The sequence below is a fragment of the Pseudarthrobacter sp. P1 genome (assembly GCF_050156935.1).
GTDB lineage: Bacteria > Actinomycetota > Actinomycetes > Actinomycetales > Micrococcaceae > Specibacter.
Genome location: NZ_CP189584.1, coordinates 1562711 through 1588326, shown reverse-complemented (window position 1 = coordinate 1588326; position 25616 = coordinate 1562711). Strand labels below are relative to the sequence as shown.

Annotated in this window: 18 protein-coding genes and 1 pseudogene; 15 read left to right on the top strand and 4 right to left on the bottom strand. The window is 62.6% G+C overall.

Going from position 1 to position 25616, the window contains the following annotated elements; translation table 11 throughout:
- Positions 1–47: 47 nt before the first annotated feature.
- Positions 48–563, bottom strand: coding sequence for a DUF3515 family protein (locus ACQCSX_RS07535; RefSeq protein ID WP_427018394.1), 516 nt, complete (start codon positions 561–563; stop codon positions 48–50).
- Between the two features lie 681 nt (positions 564–1244).
- Here ACQCSX_RS07535 and ACQCSX_RS07530 point away from each other — a divergent pair.
- The 11 genes from ACQCSX_RS07530 (at position 1245) to ACQCSX_RS07480 (ending at position 14904) form a co-directional block, all read left to right on the top strand.
- Positions 1245–1601, top strand: a complete 357-nt coding sequence (locus ACQCSX_RS07530) for a hypothetical protein (RefSeq protein ID WP_427018393.1) — start codon at positions 1245–1247, stop codon at positions 1599–1601.
- An 80-nt stretch (positions 1602–1681) separates the two neighbouring features.
- Positions 1682–2884 carry a glycosyltransferase family 4 protein gene (locus tag ACQCSX_RS07525; RefSeq protein ID WP_427018392.1) on the top strand — a complete coding sequence of 401 codons (1203 nt, stop codon included), beginning with the start codon at positions 1682–1684 and terminating at the stop codon, positions 2882–2884.
- Positions 2885–2913: 29 nt separating this feature from the next.
- Positions 2914–4671: a glycosyltransferase family 4 protein gene (locus ACQCSX_RS07520; RefSeq protein WP_427018391.1), complete on the top strand. Its 1758-nt coding sequence runs from the start codon at positions 2914–2916 to the stop codon at positions 4669–4671.
- 59 nt (positions 4672–4730) lie between these two features.
- Positions 4731–5558 carry an ABC transporter permease gene (locus ACQCSX_RS07515; RefSeq protein WP_427018390.1) on the top strand — a complete coding sequence of 276 codons (828 nt, stop codon included), beginning with the start codon at positions 4731–4733 and terminating at the stop codon, positions 5556–5558.
- The gene (locus ACQCSX_RS07510; protein ID WP_427018389.1) at positions 5545–6438 is read left to right on the top strand and encodes an ABC transporter ATP-binding protein; all 894 of its coding nucleotides are present in this window, start codon (positions 5545–5547) and stop codon (positions 6436–6438) included. The genes ACQCSX_RS07515 and ACQCSX_RS07510 overlap by 14 nt, the downstream gene beginning before the upstream one ends.
- Complete coding sequence (locus tag ACQCSX_RS07505; RefSeq protein ID WP_427018388.1) at positions 6438–8345, top strand: glycosyltransferase family protein; 1908 nt, start codon at positions 6438–6440, stop codon at positions 8343–8345. The genes ACQCSX_RS07510 and ACQCSX_RS07505 overlap by 1 nt, the downstream gene beginning before the upstream one ends.
- On the top strand, positions 8326–9624 hold the full coding sequence (gene wecC / locus ACQCSX_RS07500) for a UDP-N-acetyl-D-mannosamine dehydrogenase (RefSeq protein ID WP_427018387.1): 1299 nt from the start codon (positions 8326–8328) through the stop codon (positions 9622–9624). The genes ACQCSX_RS07505 and wecC (ACQCSX_RS07500) overlap by 20 nt, the downstream gene beginning before the upstream one ends.
- Entirely contained in the window at positions 9506–12814 is a 3309-nt protein-coding gene (locus tag ACQCSX_RS07495; RefSeq protein WP_427018999.1) for a bifunctional glycosyltransferase/CDP-glycerol:glycerophosphate glycerophosphotransferase, read from the top strand. Before wecC (ACQCSX_RS07500) ends, ACQCSX_RS07495 begins: the two co-directional genes overlap by 119 nt.
- Before the next feature lie 365 nt (positions 12815–13179).
- Positions 13180–13332 (top strand): hypothetical protein, encoded by a 153-nt coding sequence (locus tag ACQCSX_RS07490; RefSeq protein ID WP_427018386.1) that lies wholly within the window; start codon positions 13180–13182, stop codon positions 13330–13332.
- A gap of 123 nt (positions 13333–13455) precedes the next feature.
- Positions 13456–13980 (top strand): DUF6444 domain-containing protein, encoded by a 525-nt coding sequence (locus tag ACQCSX_RS07485; protein ID WP_427018385.1) that lies wholly within the window; start codon positions 13456–13458, stop codon positions 13978–13980.
- A 3-nt stretch (positions 13981–13983) separates the two neighbouring features.
- Positions 13984–14904, top strand: a complete 921-nt coding sequence (locus ACQCSX_RS07480; protein ID WP_427018384.1) for an IS66 family transposase — start codon at positions 13984–13986, stop codon at positions 14902–14904.
- On the opposite strand, the pseudogene ACQCSX_RS07475 reads toward ACQCSX_RS07480, so the two are convergent.
- From ACQCSX_RS07475 to ACQCSX_RS07465, 3 genes and pseudogenes are all read right to left on the bottom strand, one after another.
- Positions 14894–15337: pseudogene (locus ACQCSX_RS07475) on the bottom strand (IS1595 family transposase); the annotation flags it as partial. The gene ACQCSX_RS07480 and the pseudogene ACQCSX_RS07475 overlap by 11 nt on opposite strands.
- A gap of 65 nt (positions 15338–15402) precedes the next feature.
- Positions 15403–18096: a CDP-glycerol glycerophosphotransferase family protein gene (locus ACQCSX_RS07470; protein WP_427018383.1), complete on the bottom strand. Its 2694-nt coding sequence runs from the start codon at positions 18094–18096 to the stop codon at positions 15403–15405.
- Between the two features lie 124 nt (positions 18097–18220).
- Positions 18221–18919, bottom strand: a complete 699-nt coding sequence (locus tag ACQCSX_RS07465) for an NTP transferase domain-containing protein (protein ID WP_427018382.1) — start codon at positions 18917–18919, stop codon at positions 18221–18223.
- Between the two features lie 619 nt (positions 18920–19538).
- Here ACQCSX_RS07465 and ACQCSX_RS07460 point away from each other — a divergent pair.
- The 4 genes from ACQCSX_RS07460 to ACQCSX_RS07445 are packed head-to-tail and all read left to right on the top strand — an operon-like array spanning position 19539 to position 25608.
- Entirely contained in the window at positions 19539–21215 is a 1677-nt protein-coding gene (locus tag ACQCSX_RS07460) for a glycosyltransferase family protein (RefSeq protein WP_427018381.1), read from the top strand.
- Positions 21216–21228: 13 nt separating this feature from the next.
- Positions 21229–22515 carry a UDP-N-acetyl-D-mannosamine dehydrogenase gene (wecC, locus tag ACQCSX_RS07455; protein ID WP_427018380.1) on the top strand — a complete coding sequence of 429 codons (1287 nt, stop codon included), beginning with the start codon at positions 21229–21231 and terminating at the stop codon, positions 22513–22515.
- The gene (locus ACQCSX_RS07450; protein WP_427018379.1) at positions 22515–23423 is read left to right on the top strand and encodes a hypothetical protein; all 909 of its coding nucleotides are present in this window, start codon (positions 22515–22517) and stop codon (positions 23421–23423) included. The genes wecC (ACQCSX_RS07455) and ACQCSX_RS07450 overlap by 1 nt, the downstream gene beginning before the upstream one ends.
- 13 nt (positions 23424–23436) lie before the next feature.
- On the top strand, positions 23437–25608 hold the full coding sequence (locus ACQCSX_RS07445) for a glycosyltransferase (protein WP_427018378.1): 2172 nt from the start codon (positions 23437–23439) through the stop codon (positions 25606–25608).
- The last annotated feature ends 8 nt before the right edge of the window (positions 25609–25616 follow it).

Sequence of the window (25616 nt, the reverse complement as noted above, 5' to 3'; positions counted from 1 at the left end):
TCACCGGGGGAGTCGCTGGCCGAGCTTGCCGAGACCCGCTGGCGCGCCTACGTCGCGGGGACCGTCTCGGCGTCCGCGGGGCTGACGCAGTGGCGCGTGGCCGGGATCTTGGCGGCCGCATTGGCCAGCTGGGCCAGCACGGTGCTGGAGGGGATCTTGTTGGGGTCGAAGACCACCTCGGTGGCCGGTGTGCGGCCATAGGTGGTCAGCGTCCACGCGGGATCGCCCTCCTTGAGCACCCAATCCACGCCGTTCACGCCCACGCAGCGGTCCGTCGTCGGGCCCGGGGCGTTGACGCCGCAGCGCAGGATCACCAGCGACGGATCGCCCCACGCGGCCGTGCCTTGGCTGGTGGTGGATCTCTTGGCGGCGTCGCCCAGGCTGTCCGGCAGGGCCACCATCATGGGGGCACAGGCGGGATCCGCCGATCCGGCGGCGGCGCTGACCTCCACCGACGGCGTGCAGCCTGTCAGTGCGAGGGCGGCAGCTGCTGCGGCTGCAAGCAGAGTCGCTGCGGCGGGGCGGACGGTGGCACGGTGATGGCTTATGGAGCGGGAACGCATCCATCCAGCGTAGCCGCTCCGCCTGTGCCCAGCGCGCACGGGGCGATAGGCCAAGAGGCACTGCCTCGTGGCCGGACGGGCACCGCCTTCGCGCATGTTTACCATCCCATGATGTGTAAAACCCGCATGTCCGGTGTGACTTTTACGGGAGTAGATGGTCTACTCGTAGTAGTTGTTTAACGGTTTGGTGGGGGAACTATGCCCAGTGGATTGCGCGACGCCCGGTTACTCGGACGGGTTCACGCTCCTCCAAATACTCCATTCGATTGACGATTTTTGCCCTCGACGGTGACTGCATCGGCGAGGGCTTTGTGTGGTATTGCGCGGCTGGATGAAAAGGTAGGGGGACTTCGTATGAGTCGTTGGAAGGGCCAGATGCTCACTGGTGCCAGGGTCGGATTATCCGTGGCCTTGGTGGCTGGCGGAGCGTTGTTTGCTGGTGCGCCGGCAATTGCGGACGAGACTACGCCTTCGCCACTCATTGATATTTCTCCGCAGCCGAGCCCGGAAACCCCCGTTGATCCGTCGCCCGTCGACCCCAGTCCGGTACCTACCGAGCCTGCTCCGGAGCCCTCGCCTGGGCCCGCGCCTGAACCCGCACCCGCGCCCGCACCTGAGCCCGCGCCTGCCCCCGCACCCGCGCCTGCACCCGCTCCTGCGCCCACCGTTGTCGCGCCGCCGGTGGTAAACAACCCGCCGGCCATCGTCGAACCCGCGCCGACGGTTCCCGAGGAAGAGATCACGGCCCCTGCGGCCGAGGCAACGCCAACGGCATCCCCCTCGGCCGCTCCCACCACCGCAGCAAGCCATGCCACCAGCGTGCCGACGGCCACCGCATCGGCCACAGCATCGGCGCCCGCGCTGGCCGTTCCCGCCGACAACGTCCGGGGACCCGGTGCCTTCTCGCTGGCAAGCAGCGCAGTGGCTTCGTCGATGCCGCAGATCCTGATGGTTGGACTGCTGCTTGGCCTGGGCTATTTCTACTTCCGGGCATTGCGTTCCAAGGGCGTTCGCGCTCCTCGCGCAACTGGCAAGTAGGGACTGTGGATACTTCACGTTTCCGGTCTTTCCCCACCTTTTCCAAGGAAAAACGCCGTAATGGCAACCGCTTGCGCGTCATGGTGCTGACACATTCCTACTGGCCGGAGCACAGCCCGCCGCAGCGGCGGTGGACCACGTTCATCCGCGAGTTTTGCCGCGCGGGGTGGAAGGTCGACGTCGTCGCCCCCGTGGCGCATTTCCCCGTGGGCCGCCGTGAGCTGTCCCGGGGCGAGGCGGGCATTCCGTTCCACTTCCAGCGCGGAAAGCTGGGGGAGCGGGTCCGGCGCGTGCCGTACCTGCGGCACAGCGGACACTCCCACCTGGCCCGTCTGGTGGACCAGGTCTTCACCGCTGCGATGTCCATCCCCGTGGGGCTTGTGGGCGTCCGGCCGGACGTCATCATTGTCACCGCCCCCAGCCTGCCCATTCTGGTCGCGGGCTACATTCTAGCCCGGCTGCGCCGCGTGCCGGTGATTGTCGAGATGCGCGATGCCTGGCCGGACCTGGCCAGGGATGCGCGTCTGGTCCAGGGCAGCGTCAAGAGCGTCGTGGAACGCGTTGTGGAGCATGTCCAGCGCAAAGCCGATCTGGTCGTCACCGTCACCGAAGGGTTCGCGGACACCCTGCGGGCCCGCGGCGTTGCCAACGTTGCCACCATCAGCAATGGCCTGGACGTGGAATCGGTGGCCATGCTGGAGGCTCCGGCGCTGGAACGGGACACGTTTGAGGCGCTGTACCTTGGCAACCACGGCGAGAGCCAGCGCCTGGACGTGCTGATTAAAGCCAGCGCATTGCTGGGGGACTCCATGCATCTGCGCCTCGTGGGGCACGGAACCAAGCGTCCCGAACTCATGGAACTGGCGGCCAGCCTCAAGGCCCCCGTCACGTTCTACCCCTCCCTGTACGGCCCGGCCGTGCGGGAGAAATACAAGCACGCCGACACCTGTGTGGTGTCCTTGCGCGATGACTGGAAGTCGTTTGAGACAACGGTGCCGTCCAAGACCTATGAGGTGCTGGCCATCGGGCGCCACATCACCGCCGTCGTGCGCGGTGAAGCGGCCCGCATCGTCCGTGATGCGGGCGTCGGCGACGTGGTGCCCAGCAGCCCCGAGGCAATTGCCGAGCTGTGGGGCCAGCTGGCCGCCGACCGCGGACGCCTGGTCACCGGCGACAGCGGACGCCAGTGGGTCAAGGAGAACGCGGATTATGGCCAGCTGTCCACTAAGTACATGGAGTTGATTTCTGAATTGGTCCGGAACACTGGGGCGTCCACCGCGTGATTCCGCTAGTCCGTAATATGCAGTTGGCAGTGGCAACCGTGGCGGAGCGTTGGGCGGATGATCCGCTGGTGCTGGCCCTGCAGGTATCGCGCCGCTTGCCGTCCTCGGTGGTCCAGCCTGCCGCCCGCCTGGTCCGGGCCGTTGTGCCGAAAAATTCATTTGGCGTGCCCGTGCTGCTGGCCTGCCATGCCAGCGGCGACACCGCGGGGCTGCAGCGCCGCTTTGCGGCCGCCCTGGACGCCGGCATCGACGGCGATCGTGCCCGGGCAGCCGCCGACGTCGCCCTTGCCGCCAACGACCCCGAGCGGGCCGCCACGTTCCTGGAACTGGCGTCCAACACTGCGCGGCCGCCCCGGAAGCTGCCCGCCACGCAGGCACGCAACCAGCGGTACGGCGGCCACATGGCGAAAGCGGTGGCCGGGCTGGAGACTGCCGCCGGGGCGGGAATGGCCCGCCAGCGGAACCGGCTGGCCGGCGAATTGCGCATTTTTCAAGGATGGGCACCGCAACTGCAGCACGGCGGCATGGCTGGACGGCCGTCGTCCGCCGCTGTGCCGGAAGTGCCGCGGGACTCCAAGCGGGTCCTGCACCTGCTGACCAATTCGCTGCCGCACACGGCCAGCGGATACGCGCAGCGGACGCATTCCATCCTGGCCGCCCAGCAGCAGGCTGGCTGGGACACCCTCGCCGTGACGCGCCTGGGCTACCCCGTCCAGGTCGGCAAGCTTCTGGCCAGGCCGCAGGACGAGGTCGACGGCGTCACCTACCGGCGGCTGCTGCCCGGCCGGCTCAGCGCCACGGCCGATGGCCGGCTGCAGCAGCAGGCCGAGGAACTGCTGGCGATCGCCCGGGAGTTCCGCCCGGACGTTTTGCACACCACCACCCATTTTGTGAACGGCCTGGTGGCCCGCGAGGTTGCCGCGGCACTGGACATTCCTTGGGTCTATGAGGTCCGCGGCCAGCTTGCCGACACCTGGGCCGCCAAGCGCGGGCCGGACGCACGCAGCAGCGAGTACTACCGCCTGTTCCAGGCGCGCGAGGCCGAGCTCATGCGTGGCGCGGACCTGGTGGTCACGCTGGGCCAGGCCATGAAGGACAACATTGTGGCAGCCGGTGTTCCGGAAGCGAACATCCTGATCTCGCCCAACGCCGTCGGCGGCGATTTCCTGGTGGAGCCCGGCACCACAACGCAAGCCCGCGAAGCCCTGGGATTGCCGGCGGATGGCCAGTACATTGGCACCGTCAGCAGCCTGGTGGGCTACGAAGGGCTCGACGATCTGGTGGCCGCGTTCGCCCTGCTGGCCCCGAACCATCCCGGTCTGCGGCTGCTCATTGTGGGCGACGGAACCGAGCGTGCCGCGCTGCAGGAACAGGTCCGCGTGCTGGGGCTGGCCGACCGGGCCATCTTCACCGGCCGCGTCCCCAAGCAGCTGACTCCGCTGTACCACCAGGCCTTGGATGTCTTTGTGGTGCCGCGCAAGGATCTGGACGTGACCCGGTCCGTCACACCGCTCAAACCTGTGGAGGCAGCAGCCTCCGGGCGGCCGGTCGTGGCAAGTGATCTGCCCGCTCTGCGAGAATTGGTTAACGACGGCGGCACCGGCCGGCTGGTTCCAGCCGAAGACCCGGATGCCCTGGCGCGGGTGCTGGGGGAGCTGCTCGATGACCCGGCGCAGCGAATCGACTTGGGATCGCGGGGCCGGGCCTCGGTGTTGCGCACCCGCACATGGGCGGCGAATGCTGCCGTCCTGGACAATGCTTACCAACGGCTGAGAAGGGCTGGCTAGTGCCACTGAAGCAGACAACCTTGCCGCAACCAGCGGCGGTCCAGCCGCATGCTGTGGACATGCGCAAGCTGACACGCGTGGGTGCACGGCCCGGGTTTCTGGACTATCTGGTCCAATTGTGGGACTTCCGGGAATTCATCCTCTACGACTCCCGTGCCCGCGTGCAAAGCGGCACCCGGCGGGACAAGCTGGGCAGCGCCTGGCTGCTGCTGAACCCGGTCTTCAACGGGCTCACGTACTTCCTCATCTTCGGCTTGCTGCTGCACACCAGCAACGGCATCAAGAACTACGTTGGCTATCTGGTCATTGGAATCTTCATGTTCCAGCTCAGTTCCGGGGCCATCACCAACGGTGCCCGGTCCATCCGCAACAACATCTCGGTGATCCAGGCTTTCAACTTCCCGCGCGCCACCTTGCCCATCGGGGCAAACATCCGCGAGCTGATGGCCAATGTTCCGCTCCTCCTGGGCATGCTGCTGATCATCGTGGTGCTGCCGCCCACCGAAAAAATTACGTGGCTGTGGCTGTTGCTGATTCCCGCCGTCGGGCTCCAGTGGATCTTCAACCTTGGCATCGGCATGATCCTGGCCAGGGTCATCGCCAAGGTCCACGACATCACCCACCTCATTCCCTTTGCCCTGCGCGTATGGATGTACGGGTCCGCCATCTTCTACTCCTACGACCGGTTCATCACCCACCCCTTTCTGCTGGCGCTGGTGAAGGCCAACCCACTGTTCTGCGTGATCGACATTGTGCGCGACTCGGTGCTCTATGCAAAGGTGCCGTCCTGGCAGTCGTGGGCGACGTTGGCTGTCTGGGCGTTGGGTGCATTGGCATTTGGTCTCGTGTTCTTCTGGAAGGGGGAGGAGTCCTATGGCCGAAACTGAACGGACGGTCTACGTTGAGGGGCAACCCTGTGTGGTGGTGGACAAGGTGGCCATGACCTACCGCGTGGTCTCCAACCAAGCGGGTGCAGGATCCTCGGATGAAGGTTCGGGCCGCTTCCTGCGCCGGATGAATCCGCGCCCCAACATGGTCACGGTCCAGGCCCTGAAGACCCTTTCACTTGTGGTCTCGCGTGGGGAATCCGTGGGCATCATTGGCCGCAACGGATCCGGCAAGAGCACCCTGATGAAACTGGTCAGCGGCCAGATCCGGCCCACCACGGGGGCCGTGTATGCGTCCAGCACGCCTGTCATGCTGGGTGTCAACGCCGCCCTGGTGCCCACGCTCTCCGGGGACCAGAACGTGGTTTTGGGCTGCCTGGCCATGGGCATGACCCGGGCGCAGGTGAGCGAGCGTTTCAGCACCATTGTTGACCTGTCGGGACTGGGGGACTCCATCTACCTGCCCATGAAGTCCTACTCGTCGGGCATGGCGTCCAGGCTGCGGTTTGCCATCGCTGCCAGCATCGATCCGGAGATCCTCCTGGTGGACGAGGCCCTGAACACCGGTGACGCGCAGTTTGCCGCACGCAGCAAGAGCCGCATGGACGAGCTCCGTGACCAGGCCGGCTGCGTCTTCCTGGTCAGCCACAGCCTGGAGACCATTCTGGAAATGACCGACCGAGTGGTCTGGCTGGACAAGGGGGACCTGATCATGGATGGCGCACCCGCTGAAACGGTGAAGGCCTACCAGGCCTTCACCGGCCAGCTGTCGAAGGGAAACAACATTTCCGCTGCCAAGATCCTCGATGAGGCCCGGGGCAAGCTGGTTGCCACCACCGTGATGCCGCAGCGTGCGTCCCGCCGCCAGGGCAAGCACTGATGGCCGCAGTAAACGATGTCCGGAACGCCCTGTGGCATCTGCGCCAGGGGGGCGTGCCGCAGTTCAAGGATTGGCGGTCCCGCCAGCGGATAGAGCGCGGCTTTGCCTCCCCCGGAGGCGTCCAGGGTGCCCAGGCCGGCTGGACCGGACGCGGCCAGCGCCGTCGGCTGTCCTTTGCCGAAGCATCCCTGCCGGAGCGTGCGCCCCGGCAGGCGGACGTCCGCGCGGGCGTCATCCTCGACGACTTTTCCGCCCTGGCGTTCCGCTACGAGTGGGACACCGTCCCGGTGCACTCGCACACCTGGCGCGAAGACCTGGCCAAGGACCCCATCGACCTGCTCTTCGTGGAATCCGCCTGGGCCGGAAACGGCGGCCTGTGGCGGGGCAAGATTGCCGGTGCCGGCGGACCCAGCCAGAGCTTTACGGACCTGCTCGAGTGGTGCCGGAGCCAGGGGATCCCCACGGTCTTCTGGAACAAGGAAGATCCGCCACACTATGGCGATTTCCTGCCCGCGGCCAAGCTGTTTGACCATGTCTTCACCTCGGACAGTGGCCGGATAGCCAGCTACCACCAGGATCTGGGACACACGCGGGTGGCCGCGCTGCCATTCGCCGCGCAACCGGTGATCCACAACCCCTCCCGCCCAGCGAATGGGCGGCACGAGCGGGACGTGGCGTTCGCCGGCATGTACTTTGCGCACAAATACCCCGAGCGCCGCGCGCAGATGGACATGTTGCTGGGTGGAGTGCAGGACGTCTCGGCCAAAATGAAGCTTGGGCTGGAAATCTTCTCACGGAAGCTGGGCGGGGACCCCAACTATCAATTCCCGGCTCCGTTGGACGGGCGCGTTGTTGGCTCGTTGACCTATGGGCAAATGCTCTCGGCCTACAAAGCCTACAAAGTGTTCCTGAACGTCAACTCCGTGGTCGACTCGCCCAGCATGTGTGCCCGCCGCATCTTTGAAATCACCGCGGCAGGCACACCCGTGGTGACCGCGGAGAGCGCCGCCATCCGCCACTCCTTCAACGAGCTGGAAGTGCCCATTGCGCAAAGCCGTGAAGAGGCCGGCCGGTTGGTCAGGGCCCTGGTGGACAACCCCGAGCTCAACGACAGGACCGTGCACCTGGCGCAGCGGAAGATCTGGCAGAACCACACGTATGCGCACCGGGCCGAGGCCGTCCTCAAAGAGGCCATGCCCCACCGCGCGTCCGCACTGCTCCGGCCAACGGTCACGGCGCTGGTTCCCACCATCAGGCCGCACCAGCTGGAGCAGGTCTTTGGCACCCTCAGTGCCCAGCGGGACGCCAATGTCCAGCTGGTGCTGCTGACGCACGGCTTCGAGCTGGAGGCCGCTGTGCTGGCGGACCTGAAGGCCCGCTTTGGGATCGACGACGTCGTCCTGCTGTCCGCGGGCCGCGACGTGTCGCTGGGGGAGTGCCTCAACCGGTGCGTCCAGGCGGCCGACGGCGATGTCCTGACCAAAATGGACGACGATGACCACTACGGCCCCAACTACCTGAGCGACCAGCTGTTTGCCCTCGACTACTCCGCGGCGGACATCGTGGGCAAGCAGGCACACTACATGCACCTGCAGAGTTCCGGGGCCAACATCCTCCGTTTCGCCCACAAGGAGCACCGGTACACCAACTTTGTCATGGGGCCCACCATCATGGCCCGCAAGGAATCCATGCTGGCCAACCCGTTCCCGTCCCTGGGCCTGGGCGAGGACACCGGATTCCTGCGCTCTGCGGTAGAGGCCGGTATGAGCATCTACTCCGCAGACCGTTTCAACTACTTCCAGGTCCGCACCGGATCCGGACACACCTGGCAGGTCGACGACGCTGAACTTCTTGCGTCCGGCGACCTCAAATTCTATGGGGGGCCATATGAGCACGTTGACGTTTAAGCCGGGCGAGGCAGTCTCGACCGTCAAGCAAGTTGCAGTGATCGGATTGGGGTACATCGGCCTGCCGACGGCCGCCATTCTGGCCGGCAACGGGATCGCTGTCACGGGGGTTGACCTGAACCCGGCCGTGGTCGCGGCCGTGAACCAGGGCAAGGTTCCCTTCGTGGAGCCGGATCTGGGCATCCACGTCTCCGGCGCCGTCAGCCAGGGGCTGCTCAGCGCACAAAGCACGCCGCCCGCGGCCGACGCCTACATTGTGGCCGTGCCGACGCCCTTCAACGCCGACAAGACGGCTGACCTCTCCTACATCAAGGCTGCGGCCGAGGCCCTTGCACCCCAGCTGGTGGGCGGCGAGCTGATCATTCTTGAATCCACGTCTCCTCCCGGAACCACTGAGTTCATGGCGAACGTGGTCCTGGCGCAGCGGCCGGACCTAAGCCTGGACGGTTCCCAGGGGCGGCCCCAGCTGATGTTTGCCCACTGCCCCGAGCGTGTGCTGCCCGGCCGGATCATGATCGAGATGGTCTCCAACGACAGGATCGTGGGTGGGCTCACGCATGAGGCAGCCGTGGCGGCCGCAGCCTTGTACGGCACGTTCTGCCAGGGCAACATGCACCTGACGGACGCGGCCACCGCAGAGATGGCGAAGCTGGTGGAGAACGCCTACCGGGACGTCAACATCGCCTTCGCCAATGAACTGTCCGTGATCAGCGGCAATCTGGGCATCAATGTCTGGGACCTGATTGAGCTGGCCAACCACCACCCGCGCGTCGACATCCTCCAGCCCGGACCCGGCGTCGGCGGCCACTGCATTGCCGTGGACCCGTGGTTCATCGTTGCCGCGGATCCGACGAATTCCACTCTCATCCGCGCCGCACGCGAAGTCAACGACTCCAAGCCTGCCCACGTGGTTGCGGATGTCCTCAACGCAGTCAAGGACATCGACCGGCCGGTCATTGCGGCGCTGGGCCTGGCCTTCAAGGCCAACATCGATGACATGCGCGAATCGCCGGCGGTGGACATCGTGCGCCGGCTGGCCCTGGCCAATCCGGATGCCAGGATCCTTGTGGCTGCCCCGCACGCCGATGCACTGCCGCGGGAGCTTGCCGGCCTGGCAAACATTGTCCACACGGAAACCCATGCCGCGGTCGGTGCGGCGGATGCGGTGGTCCTGCTTGTGGACCACGACGCCTTCCGGGAGATTGACCCCACTGCTTTGGCTGGCAAGAAGGTGGTGGACACCAGAGGTTTCTGGCGTCACACCGTTGCGGCGGGATAGCGGCATGCGCGCGCCTATCGTGAAAAGAGCACTCACGCAGGCCGCACGGCGTCTGCCGACAGGAATGAAGGCCAAGCTTCGCGGGTCAGTTCCACCTTCCTTGCAGCACAGCGTTCGCCGCATACTGAATCGGAAGACTACGAACCATGGGCTCCTGTCCGTGGTGGTTCCGATGTACAACGTGGAAGAGTACCTGGCCGAATGCTTGGTGAGCGTGGTCAGCCAGAGCTACCCGTACCTTGAGATCATTCTGGTTGATGACGGTTGCACGGATGGGTCTGTGCGGATTGCCAGGGAGTTTGCCAAGTGGGACAAGCGGATTTCCATCATCAATTTGCCGCATGGCGGCAATGGTCGTGCCCGTAACGTGGGCATCGCGGCGGCCACCGGGGATTTCCTCGCATTCGCAGACTCGGATGATGTGGTGGCTGCGGGTGCGTATGCCCTGATGGTTGGGACGCTGGCTGGCTCTGGGTCCGACTTTCTCGTTGGATCGTCGGACCGCCTCATCCGGAACAAGCGGAGCCCCACGAAGCTCTCCAGCAGGCTCCATGAGATGCAGAGATTGGGCATCACCGCGAGTTCTTTCCCCGGAATCATTGACGATGTCTTCCTGTGGAATAAGGTTTTCCGCCGCGTGTTTTGGAATAGCTGCGTTGGCCCCATTCCCGAGGGCATCCTCTACGAGGACCAGGAGGCTTCGGCACGCGCCTACTTGCGTGCGAAGTCCTTTGATGTGGTTCGGCAAATCGTCTACAGCTGGCGACTGCGGCAAGACGGTTCGTCAATCACCCAAGGAAAACGATCGTTCAGGGACCTTGACGACCGTCTCAGCGTGGCAGCCAGTGTCAGCCAGCTGTTCTTGGCCGAGGCCGACGACGCCGTTGGTGCGGCGTGGTTTCGCAGGTTGTTTGGATCGGACCTAGTCCCGTATTACGAGCAGATACCGTATTCGGAGTCCTCATATTGGGACAGGTTGCAGTCCGGTGTTCGCAATCTCCGCTCGATCCTCGATGAAGCTGGAACGGTTGGTGGTGTATCCGGCCTAGAGCTAGGACCCCACGAGCGGTTGCTTCTTGCTGCGGCGGCGCAGGGTGACTATTCCTCGGTGGAGCTGATTCTCATTGACCGGGCAGAGTCCGGCACGGGCTATGGGGTTGAGCTGAACAACGGCAAGTTCTTGGCCCGGCCCGGCTATTGGCACGCCCTAAATAGCCAGCTACGGGACATCTCCATGGAATGCCCGCCCGAGACCCTCAGCTTTGTTTCTGATGTGCGGGTTCGCGGCTTTGCAGACGACGGATCCGTGAAGCTATCAGGGCACGCGTTCATTGCCGGACTTGATTCAGACCACCCTGGTTTGTCCATCAATTTGTTCCACGGCAACGCACAGGGCCTGGAACCGCTGATACTGCAGAACATCGACGAACCGTATATGGATGTCCGGTCGGGTGATGCTTTTGCCGAGCATCGCCAATCTGCGTTTGCTGCCGAACTGCCGCAAGGGGTCCTGGATGAAGCCAGCGGCGAAAACATAGCCCTGACCATTGAACTGGTGGCGGGCGGGCACAGGTTTCACCGGGTGCACACGGTACGTCGGCCTTCGCGCACACCGACGACCTCTAATCCGCGTGTTGCAGGGTTTGAGGTTGATGAGTCCAACGGCCAAGTAAAAGTTGATGTCGCGTGGGGTTCCATGGACGCCGAAGCCTACGGAGTGGTCCTCTCTACCCAGCAGAGCCAGATCCTGCCTGTCCGGAAAGAGACAATCGGCGGAAGCGTTGTACGGTTTGTATTCGAGCTGGAGAACCAGCGATGGGGTAGCTCGCTTGCGGCACCACCTGCCGGCGCCTACACGTTGAGATACTTTGCCATCAATGCTTCCGGCGACAACGGGCCCAGGAAGCCGCTAGGCGTTGATCAGGATCTGTGCCGTAATCTCCCTGCCGACCGCCTAACTCGATATGCAAGTGTCACCGGGTGGGAAACCCAGAGCGGGCACTTTGCCGTTAGCATCGGCGCTCCGCTGGCATTGGACGAGCGGGGCAAGTTCCACCAGCGGCGGCTTGCGGCGACGTTTGGCCTGCCACAGACCCAACTGGCTGCCCCGATTGTGTTCTTTGAGAGTTTCGGTGGAAAGGCCTGCACGGACAGTCCGCGAGCAATCTCTGACCTTTTGGCGGAGCAAAGACCGGATCTTCCCCTGTACTGGTCCATCCAGGACTATTCCGTCCCCTATCCGCCTTATGCGACCCCCCTCGTACGAGGCACCTCGCAGTGGTTTGAGGTGGTTCAAACGGCCGGGACATTGGTGAACAACAACAATTTCCCCTCCTATTTCCGGAAACAACCCGGGCAGCGGTACGTCCAGACCTGGCATGGGACACCGCTGAAAAAGATTGGCTTGGATGCCCCCATCGCCAATCTGTCCGCCTCCTATAGGAAACTGATGGAGCGCGAGGCCGCATCCTGGGACATCCTGCTCGCCCAGAACGCCTTTGCCGAAGAGGTGCTGCCCAAAGCGTTCGGCTACACCGGGACGGTGCTGACCCTCGGGTATCCCCGCAATGACGCGCTTCTGGCTCCGGACCGGGAGGAACGGGCGGCCCGTATTCGGCAGCTCCTTGGCATCCGGGCGGATCAAAAAACTGTCCTCTATGCGCCAACCTGGCGGGACGATGCCAAGTCGGCGTCTAGTGGCCACAAGCTGGTGAGCCATTTGGACTTTGCCGAAGCCAGAAGGGGGCTCGGCGATGACATCGTCTTCATGCTTCGGGGCCACCATAACGTAACGACGGACTCTGCCTTGGCCCTCCAAAGCACCGTGATCGATGTGACAACCTACCCGGAGATCAACGATCTGATTCTGGCATCGGACATGCTGGTGACCGACTACTCGTCGATCATGTTTGACTACTGCGTCACCGGCAAACCCACGTTCTTCCTGGCCCCGGACTTAGACACGTATCAGAACAAGACAAGGGGGTTCTATCTGGATGACGTAGGGCCGCTGGCGGACGGCGCCCTCTTTCGCACCGAAGACCTCGTAGAGCGGATCCGACTCAGCATGGATCTCGACAACGAGAACCCAACGGTCACTGATAGTTTGGCCGCCAGATTTGCATCCTTTGACGGCGACGTCTCACGAAAAGTTATCTCCCAATTCTGGGATCATGACTCCCGACGGTGAGGTAATTGCTGTGGGGTGTTAGCCGTGCTCCTTGATGGCGTAGCGGAGGATCAGGCCGGTGCCGGGGTAGCGGGTTTGCGTGCCGGTGAGGTGCTCGCACAGCTCGGCTATGGCGGCTCTTCGTAATTAGCGGTCCAGCGTTGCTGCGCGCCGTGGTGGTCGAAAGATGTGCGCTGGTCGCGGCGGGCACTGGTGCGGCCGTCGTTCCAGGGGCATCCTGAAATTGCCTGTCAAGTTGACGCCGGCCCGTCCTTGGTGTTGTTGGTCGACCCGTCAATTGACGGGTTTCCAGAGCGTGTGCCAGGAGACGCCGAGCTGGTGCGCCAGGGCCGAAACGGACGTGTCGCAGCGGGACAAGCGCGTCCGTGGCCCAGCTGACGGCGCGGGTGGTCAATTTCGCTTTCGCCGGCGCCACCGCGTGGGTCTCGGTGAACGTGCCGGACGGGCAATCGGAGTCCGCGCACCGCCAGACTGTCAACTGCAACTTTGAACTGACCGGTGGCTGCAGTTTGCGTTGACGGCGAATTCAAGGGGCGAATTCCAGGGGGCGTGTGGCGTGTTGACGCGGTTTAGGCGTCCGCCGGGTGGATTCTGAAGAGGTTCGCAGGCAGGTAGGCACCTTCCCGGGTTGGCTGGTTCACATGTCCGATTCATCCGCTGTTCCCACGGTCGGGTCGTTGCTGGCCCGGCTGGAAGAATCCGACGCGCTGATCACGGCCCTGAAAACCGGGGTCGGCTCCCTGCGCTCGACGGTCGCCACCCTCGACGGCCGCCTGAAAAAGAACTCGCAGAACTCCTCCAAACCACCGAGCACCGACGCGTTCACCAAACCGCCGCCACGGTCCCTGCGCCGGCCCTCGGGCCGTTCCCCGGGCAAGCAGTCCGGGGATCCGGGGATGCGCCCGGAACCGGTCGATACCCCCGATGTGGTGCCGATCCACGAACCGGACCGCTGCGGGCGCTGCGGGCTGGATGTTTCCCAGGGACCGGTGACCGGAGAGCGGTTCCGGCAGGTCTTCGACCTGCCCGCGATCCGGCTGCACATCACCGAGCACCGGGCACGCACCCGCCAATGCTCCTGCGGGCACCAGTGCGAAGCGCCCTTCCCGGCCGAGGCCACCGCCACCACCTGCTACGGGCCAAGGATCCAGGGGCTGGGCGCCTAGCTGATGGGCCGGCACCACCTGCCGGTGGCCCGCACCGCCGAGCTGATGGCCGACGCCTTCGGTGCCCCGGTCTCCACCGGGTGGCTGGCCTCCCTGCAACCGCGGGCGAAGAAGCTGCTCGAACCGTTCCTGGAAGCGGCCAGGGCCCGGGTGCGCCACGCAGGGGTGGCGCACTTTGATGAGACCGGGGCCCGGGTTCAGGGGAAGCTGGCCTGGGTGCATGTGGCCTCCACCGGGGCGGTGACGCTCTTGCATCTGGCCCCGGCACGCAGCGGCGGGTCCATTGAAGCCGGCGGGATCCTGGGGCACGGCTTCAACGGGGTGGCGGTGCACGCCGGGCTTCCGGCCTACCGCCGCTACCCGGTCCGGCATGGGTTGTGCAACGCGCACCACCTCCGGGAACTGGCCGGGATCGCCGAGGCCGGCGGGCAGGACTGGCCGCTGCGGATGGCCGATTTGTTGGTGGAGATGCTCGTGGCCGTGGACGGGGCCAAAGCGGCAGGCAAGACCAGCCTGAACAAGTGGGTGCTGCGCGGATACCGGCGCCGGTACCGGCGCCTGATTGCCCGCGGGGTGGGACTGAATCCGCTCCCGCCACCGACCGGGAAGCGCGGCCGGCCCGCGATGGGCCCGGTGCGTTCCCTGCTCAAACGCCTGGACACCTACGAGGACGATGTCCTGCGCTTCGCCCACGACTTCACCGGCTCTTCACGTTTCGTGGTGAATGACGGAGAGCCCGGAAAGGTCGAAGCCAACAACACCAGCATCAAAAACATCAAACGGACCGGCAGGGGCTTCGTCAATGGTGCCAATTACACGACACGCATCATGCTCGCCAAGCGCCGCCAAAACAGCGGCGGATCATGCATCGCAATAGCGGTTTTCACCACGAACCGCGAAGAGCCCGCTTGCTGCCTGTCTTGACCCCGCCGATGAAGGTTTCGTCGACCTCGACATCGCCCGAAAGCAGGTCCGACGAGGTACGGCCCATCGCGGTGCGCAGCTTGTGGCACATTGCCCACGCGGTCTCGTACGGGCCCAGACCGAGCAGGGGCTTCAGGGATGCGGCGCTGACCCCGTTCTTCGTCACCGACATCAGCCAGGCGGCCTCGAACCACACGGTCAGCGGGGTCCTTGTGTCTTGGAAAATGGTTCCCGCCAGCACTCTCACCCGCTTGCGGCACCCTCCGCAAGACCACCCGCCGGCGGGCAAACGCCAGCCCTTACTGGCCCGGCAATGCGGACAAAGGAAGCCATCGGGCCACCTCAGCCAGTCCAAGTAGTCCAAACACGCCGCATCGTCAGGGAACCACGAGCGCACTACCGCCAGATCACCGGGGTAGTCCACCCCGGCCACCGGCTTGATCCATCCCATACGAAAAGATTACTGCCGTCATTCGGATAGCCCTTTTGGCGTTTGGGTCACGTCAGGGCCGGTTGTTGGTGGACTCTAACTCCCGCACCGATTGCCTTCTCGAATTCACGAATCGCCGAAGCGTTGTAGGCAACCGGGTCGAAGATCGGTGCGCCAATGTCGCCACTGAGAAAACTGCGAATTCCTTCTACCAATCCATAAACGGAACGGGAGACAACTACCCCTTGGTCAGCGTTAACTGAACTCCGCGCAGCGCCGAATTCGACAGTAATTACGGGCAATCCAAGCGTCATAGCTTCTAGAATGACCATTGGTTGACCTTCGTAATCGCTCGACAGAATAAAGCAGTCGGCCCTTGCCATGATCTCATAAGGGTTTCGAATTTGTCCCGCAAGAAAAACGCTATCTGATAGGCCGAGCTCGCTAACAAGTGATTTGAGGCGGGACTTTAGCGGCCCATCACCCATGATAATTAGGCGAATATTTGAATTTTCGCGATAAACAATCGAAAATGCCCGGATCAGACGTTCGTGATTCTTTTCAGGCGACAGTCTGCCGGCCGTTATAAATGTGGTAACGTCTAGCTCGTTTGGCAGAATACGGTCCAGTGTATCAAACCTATTAAGTTCAGCCTTCACATCCTTTGATGGGAATATCGCTCGCAGCTGAGAAACGGCTGCTTCGAGGCTATCAACAGAAATAGTTTCCGACAATTGTACATCCGTCGGAACTAAAGAAGCAGGTCGGGCCATTGACAATATCTTATTAATGTCAATCGTGTTATGAGCTGCAGAAAACTTCTGGGGATCTGCATACTTACTCAGGGATCGAGAGTTTATGCCCTGGAGTGAATCAGACACGGATACGAGATTGTCAAAGAACTGGTATGACGTAAAAGTTCCGCCCAAAGGAATCTTGTTTGGCCGCTTGCCGTTGATCTCTCGAGCCTGGTCGGCACTTAGGTCGTTGTGGAGCCACACGGACCTCTGTTTAGCATTGCCTTGCAGCAGAATGTATGACCAAAATCCAGAATAGCCACTAAAATCGATAATATAGTCGAACGTTGCATTACCGAATAGTCTACCCCATTCAGCTGTCAAAACTTGCTGAACCTTTTCTGGAACTGTTCCCCCCGGCTCTACACCGTCCCGCAGGAAATCAGCGTGAAGCTTGATTCGCTCACTTGTGGCAGGAAATCTTCCCAACCGGAAGAACTGGCGTGCACGGGGATCTATTTCGCCATAGATGTGTGGATGTGAGTCTTCAGTTATTTCGGGAACCAGGACCGAGACATCGAATCTCTCATAGTTGAGGTTTTTGAGGAGATTCAGCGCCGAGGTGGTAATGCCGTTCTGCTTCATGCCTCCCAAAAATATGAGGAGAGATTCCTTGGCCTGGTGCGGCAATGAATATACATTATAGTTCTGCTCGACTCCGCGGAATACTATGTCGATTATTCGCGCGGCCGCCTGTCCGTCTTCGTTGGCGCAGTAGTCGCGACGTGCAGCGTCGTACTTTTCACGATGAGAGACGCAGGGGTCAAAGTCATTCCCGGTACCAACTGCATTTATCAGATGCGACAGTTCTTCTATGGTCTCTGAGTAGGGACCGGGAAGTGTTTCTGCGTCCCGATACAGTCCGCGAACCTCATCGTAGTTGGCCCGGTCTGGTGTGTGAAAGAGGATCGGGCGTCCTGTGGTGAGGAAATCAAAGAAAATGCTCGAATAGTCCGTCACCAGAACATCCGTGATGCCCAAGACTTTATTGGTTGGAACATCGTTCGGAATCAAATAGGGGATGATTTCAGGAAGCTCTAGGGCCTTTGCGTACACTAGTTGATGAACTTTTAGGAAGAACTGGCTTCCACTGGTGTCGATTGCTTCAAGGTTCTTGATGCGCGTGAGGAGTTCTGCAGCTTCGTTCTCGGGCCGGTAGAAAGAGGAGCCTTTCCACGTGGGTGCGTAGAGGACGATGGGTTTTTCATCGATATTCACCCCAAGACGCCGAAGCTGCTTGATCGTCTCATTTTTCTGTGTTGATCCGCCAAATTGATGATCGATGCGAGGGTATCCCTCTTCGATAATCTTTCCGCGGAAAACACCGTTCAGCCGATAAGCGCCACTGTACATCGTATCGGTTGTGAATCTGTTGGGGGAGACCAAGTAGTCGGCTGCACAAAAGTTACGAATGATGTTCTTGGCCCCGACTGCGCCTTCATCGAGATCGTAGCCCATCTTCTTGAGAGGCGTGCCATGCCATGTGTTCAGATAGATCTGTTCGGGACGCTTTGCGAATGATGGCTGGAAGGTGGCGTTGTTTATAAGGTACTTGGCTGTGGATAGGCGCCGATAGTACTCAGCGGACTGATATAGAACCGATTCGACATTTTTATGATGGCTGAATTCTTTGTCGAATTTTTCTTTTAGATCAACGTTTGCCATCGACCAGACGTGATTCAAATGACCCAGGTCGGATGCTTCCAGGAGATCGCTAAAGATTGCTTCCGGATTACAAAGAGCGCCGTTGCCTGAGAATGATTCATAAAAGACATCTGATTCATTTACAGGGTGGTCATACCAGTGTTCGCCCCAAAGCGTTCGGAAGTCCTGTTTGGGCTGCGGAGCGCTCTTTTGTGATTCAAGGGGATTTTTCCTCTGAATGCGCTTTTTATTGTATTTCTTCACACGCCATGAGACACCATGGGCGAGACGGCTGGGCAGGGATTTTGGTGTGTTATCCAATTCTTCTCCATAGGACCTTTGGTACCAACAGGTTGAGATTTCGGCGACTGGGCGGGCGTGTTTCAACATCTGATGATGAAACACGGGTTGCCGTCCATATGTTTGACGGCAGGCCGCTAGGCGGTTAGATGCTGGCGTTGGCCCGGACCAGATCTTCGGGGAAGTCAATCTCAACGGCGTAGAACTGGCTGATGTCCACGGGAAGCCACTGGACGCCGTCGTCCTCGATGGTGAGCTCGATGCCGCGTTCGAAGTAGTCCTGTTCCTCAACCTCTTCCAGGCGTTGGATCAACTTCTTCTTGTCCTTCTTGGAGACGAAGTTGATGCCTACTGCCTCGCCCAGGGCGACGTCCTGGGGCACCTGCTTGGAGAGCATGCTGATGAAGCCGTCGGCGTCTACGGTGTACTTCACTTCCTCGTCAGCGACGGAGGACACGTCGACAGTGACAAATGACTGGTCGGCCTTGATCAGGGGATGGAGCTGCTCCAGGATCTGGGGGTCAAACACCACATCGCCATTCATCCAGAGCACGCCGCCCTTGCCGGCGTTGCGCAGCGCCTTCAGGAGGCTCTTGGAGGTGTTGGTCTGGTCAAAGTTCTCGTTGTAGACAAACGAGGCGTGCGGGACATGCTCCATGATTTGCTCCAGCTTGTAGCCCACCACAACGGTGAGGCGAAGCTTCTTTGCAAAGGCAGACTGCAGGTTGTGGAGCTGCTGGTGCATGATGGTGCGGCCATCGTTGAGCTCGGTCATGGACTTCGGGTGTGGCCGTGCCAGCCGGGTGCCCATACCTGCAGCCAAAATTACAGCCTGAACCGTCATGTTTTTATTTCCTATCCCCGTGTGCCTCGATGCGGTGGAGGACACGCGTGACCGGACCTTGTCGGTCCCTTGGTGCAGCGGTGCCGGGCTTCAATGAAAGAAGCATCCCCCATGCCATTTTAGCCCATTGATGGTGAAACTGTTTGCCTGCCGTTCACCGGCGGTCCATGTGGCGGATGGGGTGCAGGCCAGCAAGTCTTTCCGGCGCCTTCACCGCCTGTTCACGCTCCGGATGCTTCGCCAAGGCATACTCTAGATTCACTCCGGGGACGCCGGGGGAAGAGGCCCTGGGGGACGAGCGATGGCAGTTGTACCAATCGAATCGATTGAGGTCCATGGTGGCCCGCTGCCCGCGTCGCCAGAAGCCGAAATTCCGGCAGCAAAACGACGCGTCGGCGCTGGCAACCTGCGGGAGGCCGGGTGGCACCTTCGGCGAGGCGGGCTGTCCCAGCTCATGGCGTGGCACAGGAAACGGCCATTAAAGCGCGGGAGCCTGCTGCCGTCGGACATCAGCGGCGCCGAGGGTGGCTGGTCAGGGCGGGGCCGGAACCGTCGCCTGGTGTTCGTTCCAGCCGCCGAGCCCCGGCCCGCACCCAGGAGGGCGGACCTTAGGGTCGGTGTGATCCTCGACGATTTTTCCGCCCGGGCCTTTGACCATGAGTGGGACCTGGTGTTCCTCACACGGGATTCATGGCGCACCCAGCTGGGGGAGGGCACCATTGATTTCCTCTTTGTTGAATCTGCGTGGAGTGGAAACTCCGGAAGCTGGAAGTACCAGCTCACAGGCAGCAGCGGCCCCAAGGCCGAATTCCAGGAACTGCTCTCCTGGTGCCGTGGGCACGGCATTCCCTCCGTGTTCTGGAACAAAGAGGATCCGCCCCACTATGCTGACTTTCTTCCCGCGGCCAGGCTCTTCGACGTCGTCCTGACCTCCGATGAGAACAGGATCCCGGACTACCACCGCGATCTGGGCCACGCTAGAGTTGCGGTTTTGCCCTTCGCCGCCCAACCCGCCATCCACAATCCCGTCCGGCCCCCGCACGGCTGGCATGCACGGGATGTGGCCTTTGCCGGAATGTACTTTGCCCACAAGTTCCCCGAGCGCCGCCAGCAGATGCAGGATCTGCTGGGTGGAGCACTGGACGCGGGCCAGGCCATGACCCATGGGTTGGAGATTTTTTCGCGGGAGCTGGACGGGGACGCGAACTACCAATTCCCCGCCCCCTTCGGCAAGCGGGTTGTTGGTTCCCTGGGCTACGACCAAATGCTCACCGCCTACAAGGCCTACAAGGTGTTTCTGAACGTGAATTCCGTGACCGAGTCGCCCAGCATGTGCGCGCGGCGGATATTCGAAATCACGGCCTCGGGGACTCCTGTCATATCGGCACCCAGCGCGGCCCTGCCGGAGTTCTTTCCCGGGGGTGAGATTCCGGTTGCCGGCACCAGAACTGCCGCGGCAAATCTGACCGCCGCCATGGTGCGCAATCCGGAGCTTGGCAGCCGGAGCGTCCATCAAGCGCAGCGCCGGATTTGGGCGGCGCACTCGTATGCCCACCGCGCGGAAGCCGTGGTGGCATTGGTGCTGCCCGAACGGTCCCGGCCCGTCCGGTTGCCCTCGGTCACGGCCCTTGTCAGCGCCAGCAGCCCGCAGCAACTGGACCATATCTTCAGCACGTTTGCTGCCCAGCGCGGTGTTGAGGCCGAACTGGTGCTGCTGACCGAGGACTTCTTCCTGACGGGCCAGCAGCGGCAAATGCTCCAGGCCGAGTATGGGGTGGGCCCGGTGAAGGCAGTCCAGCTGCCGCAGAGACTGGGCCTTGGGGGAGTCCTGAACCTCGGTGTGGGGGCCGCCGACGGCGATGTCCTGGCCTTGATGGACTGCACCGACTACTACGGGCCCCACTATCTCAACGACCAGCTGCAGGCGCTGGCGTATTCGCGGGCAGCGGTGGTGGGCAAGCAGGCGCATTTCACGTACTTTCCCGGGGCAAATGCATCCGTGTTCCGAGCCGAGCGCCACGAGCACCGCTTCACGGACACGGTCACGGGGTCAACGATTCTCGGTGCGAGGTCGGTTTTTCGCGAGCATCCGTTTGAGGACGTGGCACGCGATGCGTCCGCACCGTTCCTGGCGGCTCTGGCCGCGGCTGGCGGCTCCATCTATTCGGCAGACAAGTACAACTACTTCCAGCAAACCCCGGGTGCGCGCCACAGCTGGTCCGCCGCGGACAGGGAGCTTCTAGCGACCGGCGCGGTGGCCTTCTTTGGCAGCCCGCGGGAGCACATCACCATATGAGGGGGAAACAGTAATGCAGAACATCACTACCGTGGCCGTGATCGGCCTCGGGTACATCGGGCTGCCGACGGCCGCCATCCTGGCCTCCAACGGCCTGGACGTCATCGGCGTCGACGTCAACCAGCGCACCGTGGATGCGGTCAACGCGGGCCGCGTGCCCTTCGTGGAACCGGACCTGGGCATCCATGTTGCAGGTGCCGTCAGCAACGGAAGCCTGAAGGCCACGACGTCGACGCCGGCAGCGCAGGCGTACATCGTGGCCGTACCCACCCCGTTCCTGGCGGACCGCAGCGCGGACTTGAGCTACATTGAAGCCGCAGCGCGGGGGATCGCCCCGCAGCTGCAGGGCGGCGAGCTGGTCATTCTCGAATCGACGTCGCCGCCGGGCGCAACCCGGCACCTGGCCGACTATCTGCTGGCCCTGCGTCCGGACCTCAGTTTGGACGGCGCCAACGGCAAGCCGGCGATCCTCCTGGCCCACTGCCCGGAACGGGTCCTGCCCGGGAGGGTCATGATTGAACTGGTCACCAATGACCGGATTGTTGGTGGAATCACCCCCGAGGCCGCGGTACTGGCAAAGGCGTTGTACGCCACCTTCTGCCAGGGCGAGATCCTGCTGACCGATGCCGTCACCGCGGAGATGGCCAAACTGGTGGAGAATTCCTATCGCGATGTCAACATCGCCTTTGCCAACGAGCTCTCGGTCATCAGCGACAAGCTGGGCATTGATGTCTGGGAACTGATCCGCCTGGCGAACCACCATCCACGGGTGAACATCCTCCAGCCGGGCCCGGGCGTGGGCGGCCACTGCATCGCCGTCGACCCGTGGTTCATTGTGGCCGCCGCACCTCAGGAAGCGCAGTTGATCCGCACAGCACGGACGGTCAACGATGCAAAGCCTGGCTGGGTCCATGGCAAGGTTGTCGAGGCCCTGGCCGGTCTGCCGGCGGACGCCGAGCTCGCCGTCCTGGGGTTGTCATTCAAGGCGAACATTGACGACTTGCGCGAGTCGCCCGCCGTCGAGATTGCCACCGGCCTGGCCGAAGGATTGCCAGGGCGCCGCATCAACATTGCCGAACCGCACGTGGACGAGCTGCCGCACGGCCTGTCGGGGCAAAGCAATGCCCACCTGGCAGGCATTGAGGAGGCCATCCTGCGTTCCGCAGTGGTGGTGGTGCTGGTTGACCACGACGAGGTGCGGAACCTGGACCGCGGACTCCTGGCGGGCAAGATTGTGGTCGACACCCGCGGAGCCCTCGATCTGGCGCTGGCCGGCGGCCCGTCGGGTGGTGCTGCGTGATGGCAAAGGGCACGGGGCGGAACATGCGCAAAGTCTTCAAAAGCAGGGTGGTGCAGTTCATCGCGGTCCTGGCCGTTCTGGGCCTTGCGTCCGTGGTCCTGTTCGCCGCCACCGGCTGGCCCGGCTACGTGTTGGTCTCCATCGTGCTGGTGCTGTTGGCGGTGTTGTATGCCGCCTACCGGCTGATACTGCTCGAGTGGAGTCAAGCGACCACGTCGCGGTCCACCAAAGACAGACTGCTTGATGTGCAGAGCCAATCGGCCGTGGCGCAGAAGAGCCTTGAAAATGTTGTGAAAGCCCTCCAGGACGGCAAGACCGCGGCTCCCGGGGCCGCGGGCGTGGACGGGGCGACGGCGTCGACCGCGCCCGTGGTTTCCCGGGACGGCACCCCCGTGGTGGGCCGCATGGCGGCCGACGTCGCGCCGGCCCTCGAACGGCAGGCACGCCTAAACCAGATGCTCGGCGCCGCCGCCCCGTCGTCGAGCCCCGGGGAAGGCCGGCGGCTGATAGGCATTGCCACCCCGGTATTGCGGGAACTGATGCGCTCACAGCGGTCCTTGGAATGCCTGTCGCCCAGCACGGCCCGGGACCAGCTGGAAAAGACCAGTGCAGGGACACTGATCATCGACCAGCTGGCTTTCGCCTCGGGGCCGTGGTTCGGCACGGAATCCGCCGGTGGATCGGCACTGTTCGCCGAGCTCCAGGCCGCGCTCGCCGTCGCCCGGCGGCGCGGCATCCTGGTGTGCTACATAGCCTCCGGTGCAGTCCCTGACTGCTACACGGGCGAGCTGGCGGGGAGCGCGGACGTGGTGGTTGGTCCGGAGGCCGATGATCCGGCCTGGACCGAAGACATTCATCTGGGCATGCTCTCAGAACTCATTGACTATTCCCGCGGGGGTATTAGGTAGATTGGACAGTCATTTGCTCAGCGATCCGAGAGCCGGAACCCGCAAGATCCTGCTGTATGGGGATGTAAACCTCAACATCATCGACGGCTCCGCCATCTGGCTCTTGTCCATGGCCGAGACGCTGTCCCGGACAAACTCAACTGTCACCGTCTTGCTCAAGGCTGCGGTGGAGCGCCCCGGAACGATGGAACGGATTGCCCACCTGGAGAATGTCCACATTGTGGATCCGTGGGCCGAGCGCGACGATTCCACGCCGGGGGAGTTGACTGCGCGCCTGGCGGCCCAACGCATGGCCGCCTTGGACAGTGAACAAGATTTCGATGTCGTGATTTCCCGTGGATTCGCCGTGTCCACCCACGTGGCGAATTCGGCCAGGCTGGGTCCGAAGTCCTGGCTGTACATCACCGACATTCCACACCCCATCTCCAAACTTGGGCACAAGAAACTGCAGGACATCCGGAAAATGGCGGCACGTGCCCATCGGATGTTCGCCCAGACCCCCGACGCCCGGGCCTATTTGGAATCGATCGCGCCCGAGGCCTGCGGAAAGACCTTGCTGCTCAATCCCATGGTTCCGGATGAGTATTTCCACCCTGCACGGCCCGTCGGTGGCAGCGCTGGCCTGAGGCTTGCATATTCCGGAAAGTTTGCGCAGAGCTGGCGGACCCTGGAAATGTGTGGATTGCCCGAACAGCTCGAGGCCGCTGGACTGCGCGCGACGCTGACAATGATCGGTGACAAATTCCAGGAGGATCCAAAGAGTCCCGACTGGGCCGGGACCATGCGGGAGGCCATCGTTTCAGATTCCATCCGTTGGCTGGGGGGTCTGAGCCGCGATGCGGCAGCGGGGGTTCTGGCGCACCAGGATGTGGCACTGAGCTGGCGTTCAGGATCGATGAACGACAGTTTCGAGATTTCCACCAAGGTCCTTGAGGCAGCCGCCATGGGCATTCCTCCGCTGCTGAACAGGACAGCTGCGCATGAACGGCTGCTGGGGGCCGACTATCCGCTCTTCATCGACGATGACTCACCCGAAAGCGTGGTGGGAGTGCTGGCCGGCCTGGGCACAGTGACGGAAGAGCTGCGCGCCCGCGTTTCACACGCCGTGGCCGAGTATTCGGTAACGGCATCGGCACAGCGCTTGGAGGGACATTTCCAGTGCACGGAAGTGGACTATGCATTGATTCCCCGCCGAAGGAAACCAACGCGTGTCCTCCTGGCGGGCCACGATTTCAAATTTGCCGGCGAGTTGGTGGATCTGCTGATGCAGCGGGCCGACATTGAACTGAAGTTCGACAGGTGGCCGACGCTTCACACCCACAATGTGAAGGAATCCGAGGCATTGCTGGAATGGGCCGACGTCATTGTCTGCGAATGGGCCGGTCCCAACGCCGTGTGGTACTCAAACAACAAACGCCGGCGTCAAAAGCTCATTGTCCGCCTGCACATGTTCGAGTTGAACGGCCTCTGGCTGCCTGCCATCGACACCACGGAAATTGATACCCTGGTCTGCGTTTCCGACCTGTATGTCGAGCGGGTCCGCGCCGTCGAGGGCTGGGAATCGGTCAACATCAAAGTCATCCCCAACGCCGTCGATGCCGGGGACCTGGCACGGCCGAAACTCGATGGCAGCGAATTCAGGCTGGGAATGGTCGGGATTGTCCCGATCCGAAAGCGCCTGGACCGGGCGGTTGACCTGATGGAGCAGTTGTTGGAGCTCGACGAGCGGTACACGCTCCACGTTCGCGGCCGGATGCCCTGGGAATACGACTACGAGTGGAAGAAGCCTTTCCAGCGCGAGGCCTACACGGAATTGTTTGCCCGCATTGGAGCCGACGAAAGGCTGCGGAATGCCATTGTCTTCGAGCCCTTCGGTGCCGACATGGGCTCGTGGCTGCGCAAGATCGGATTTGTTCTTTCGCCCAGTTCCGATGAAAGCTTCCATCTGGCCCCGGCTGAGGGAATGGCCAGTGGGGCCGTGCCGGTCTTTTGGCCGCGGCCCGGTGTGGAAGGCATCTTCGGATCTCGCTGGCTGGTCCAAGACACCAACGATGGGGCCAACACGGTGTTCAAACTGAGCAACGACGCCGCAGGGATGCGGCACGAGGTGGATGCCGCGCGGGACTATGCCGCCCGGTTCGACACCGCAGCGGTGGCACCCCAGTGGCTGGCGGAGATCCTCTAGCAAGGCAA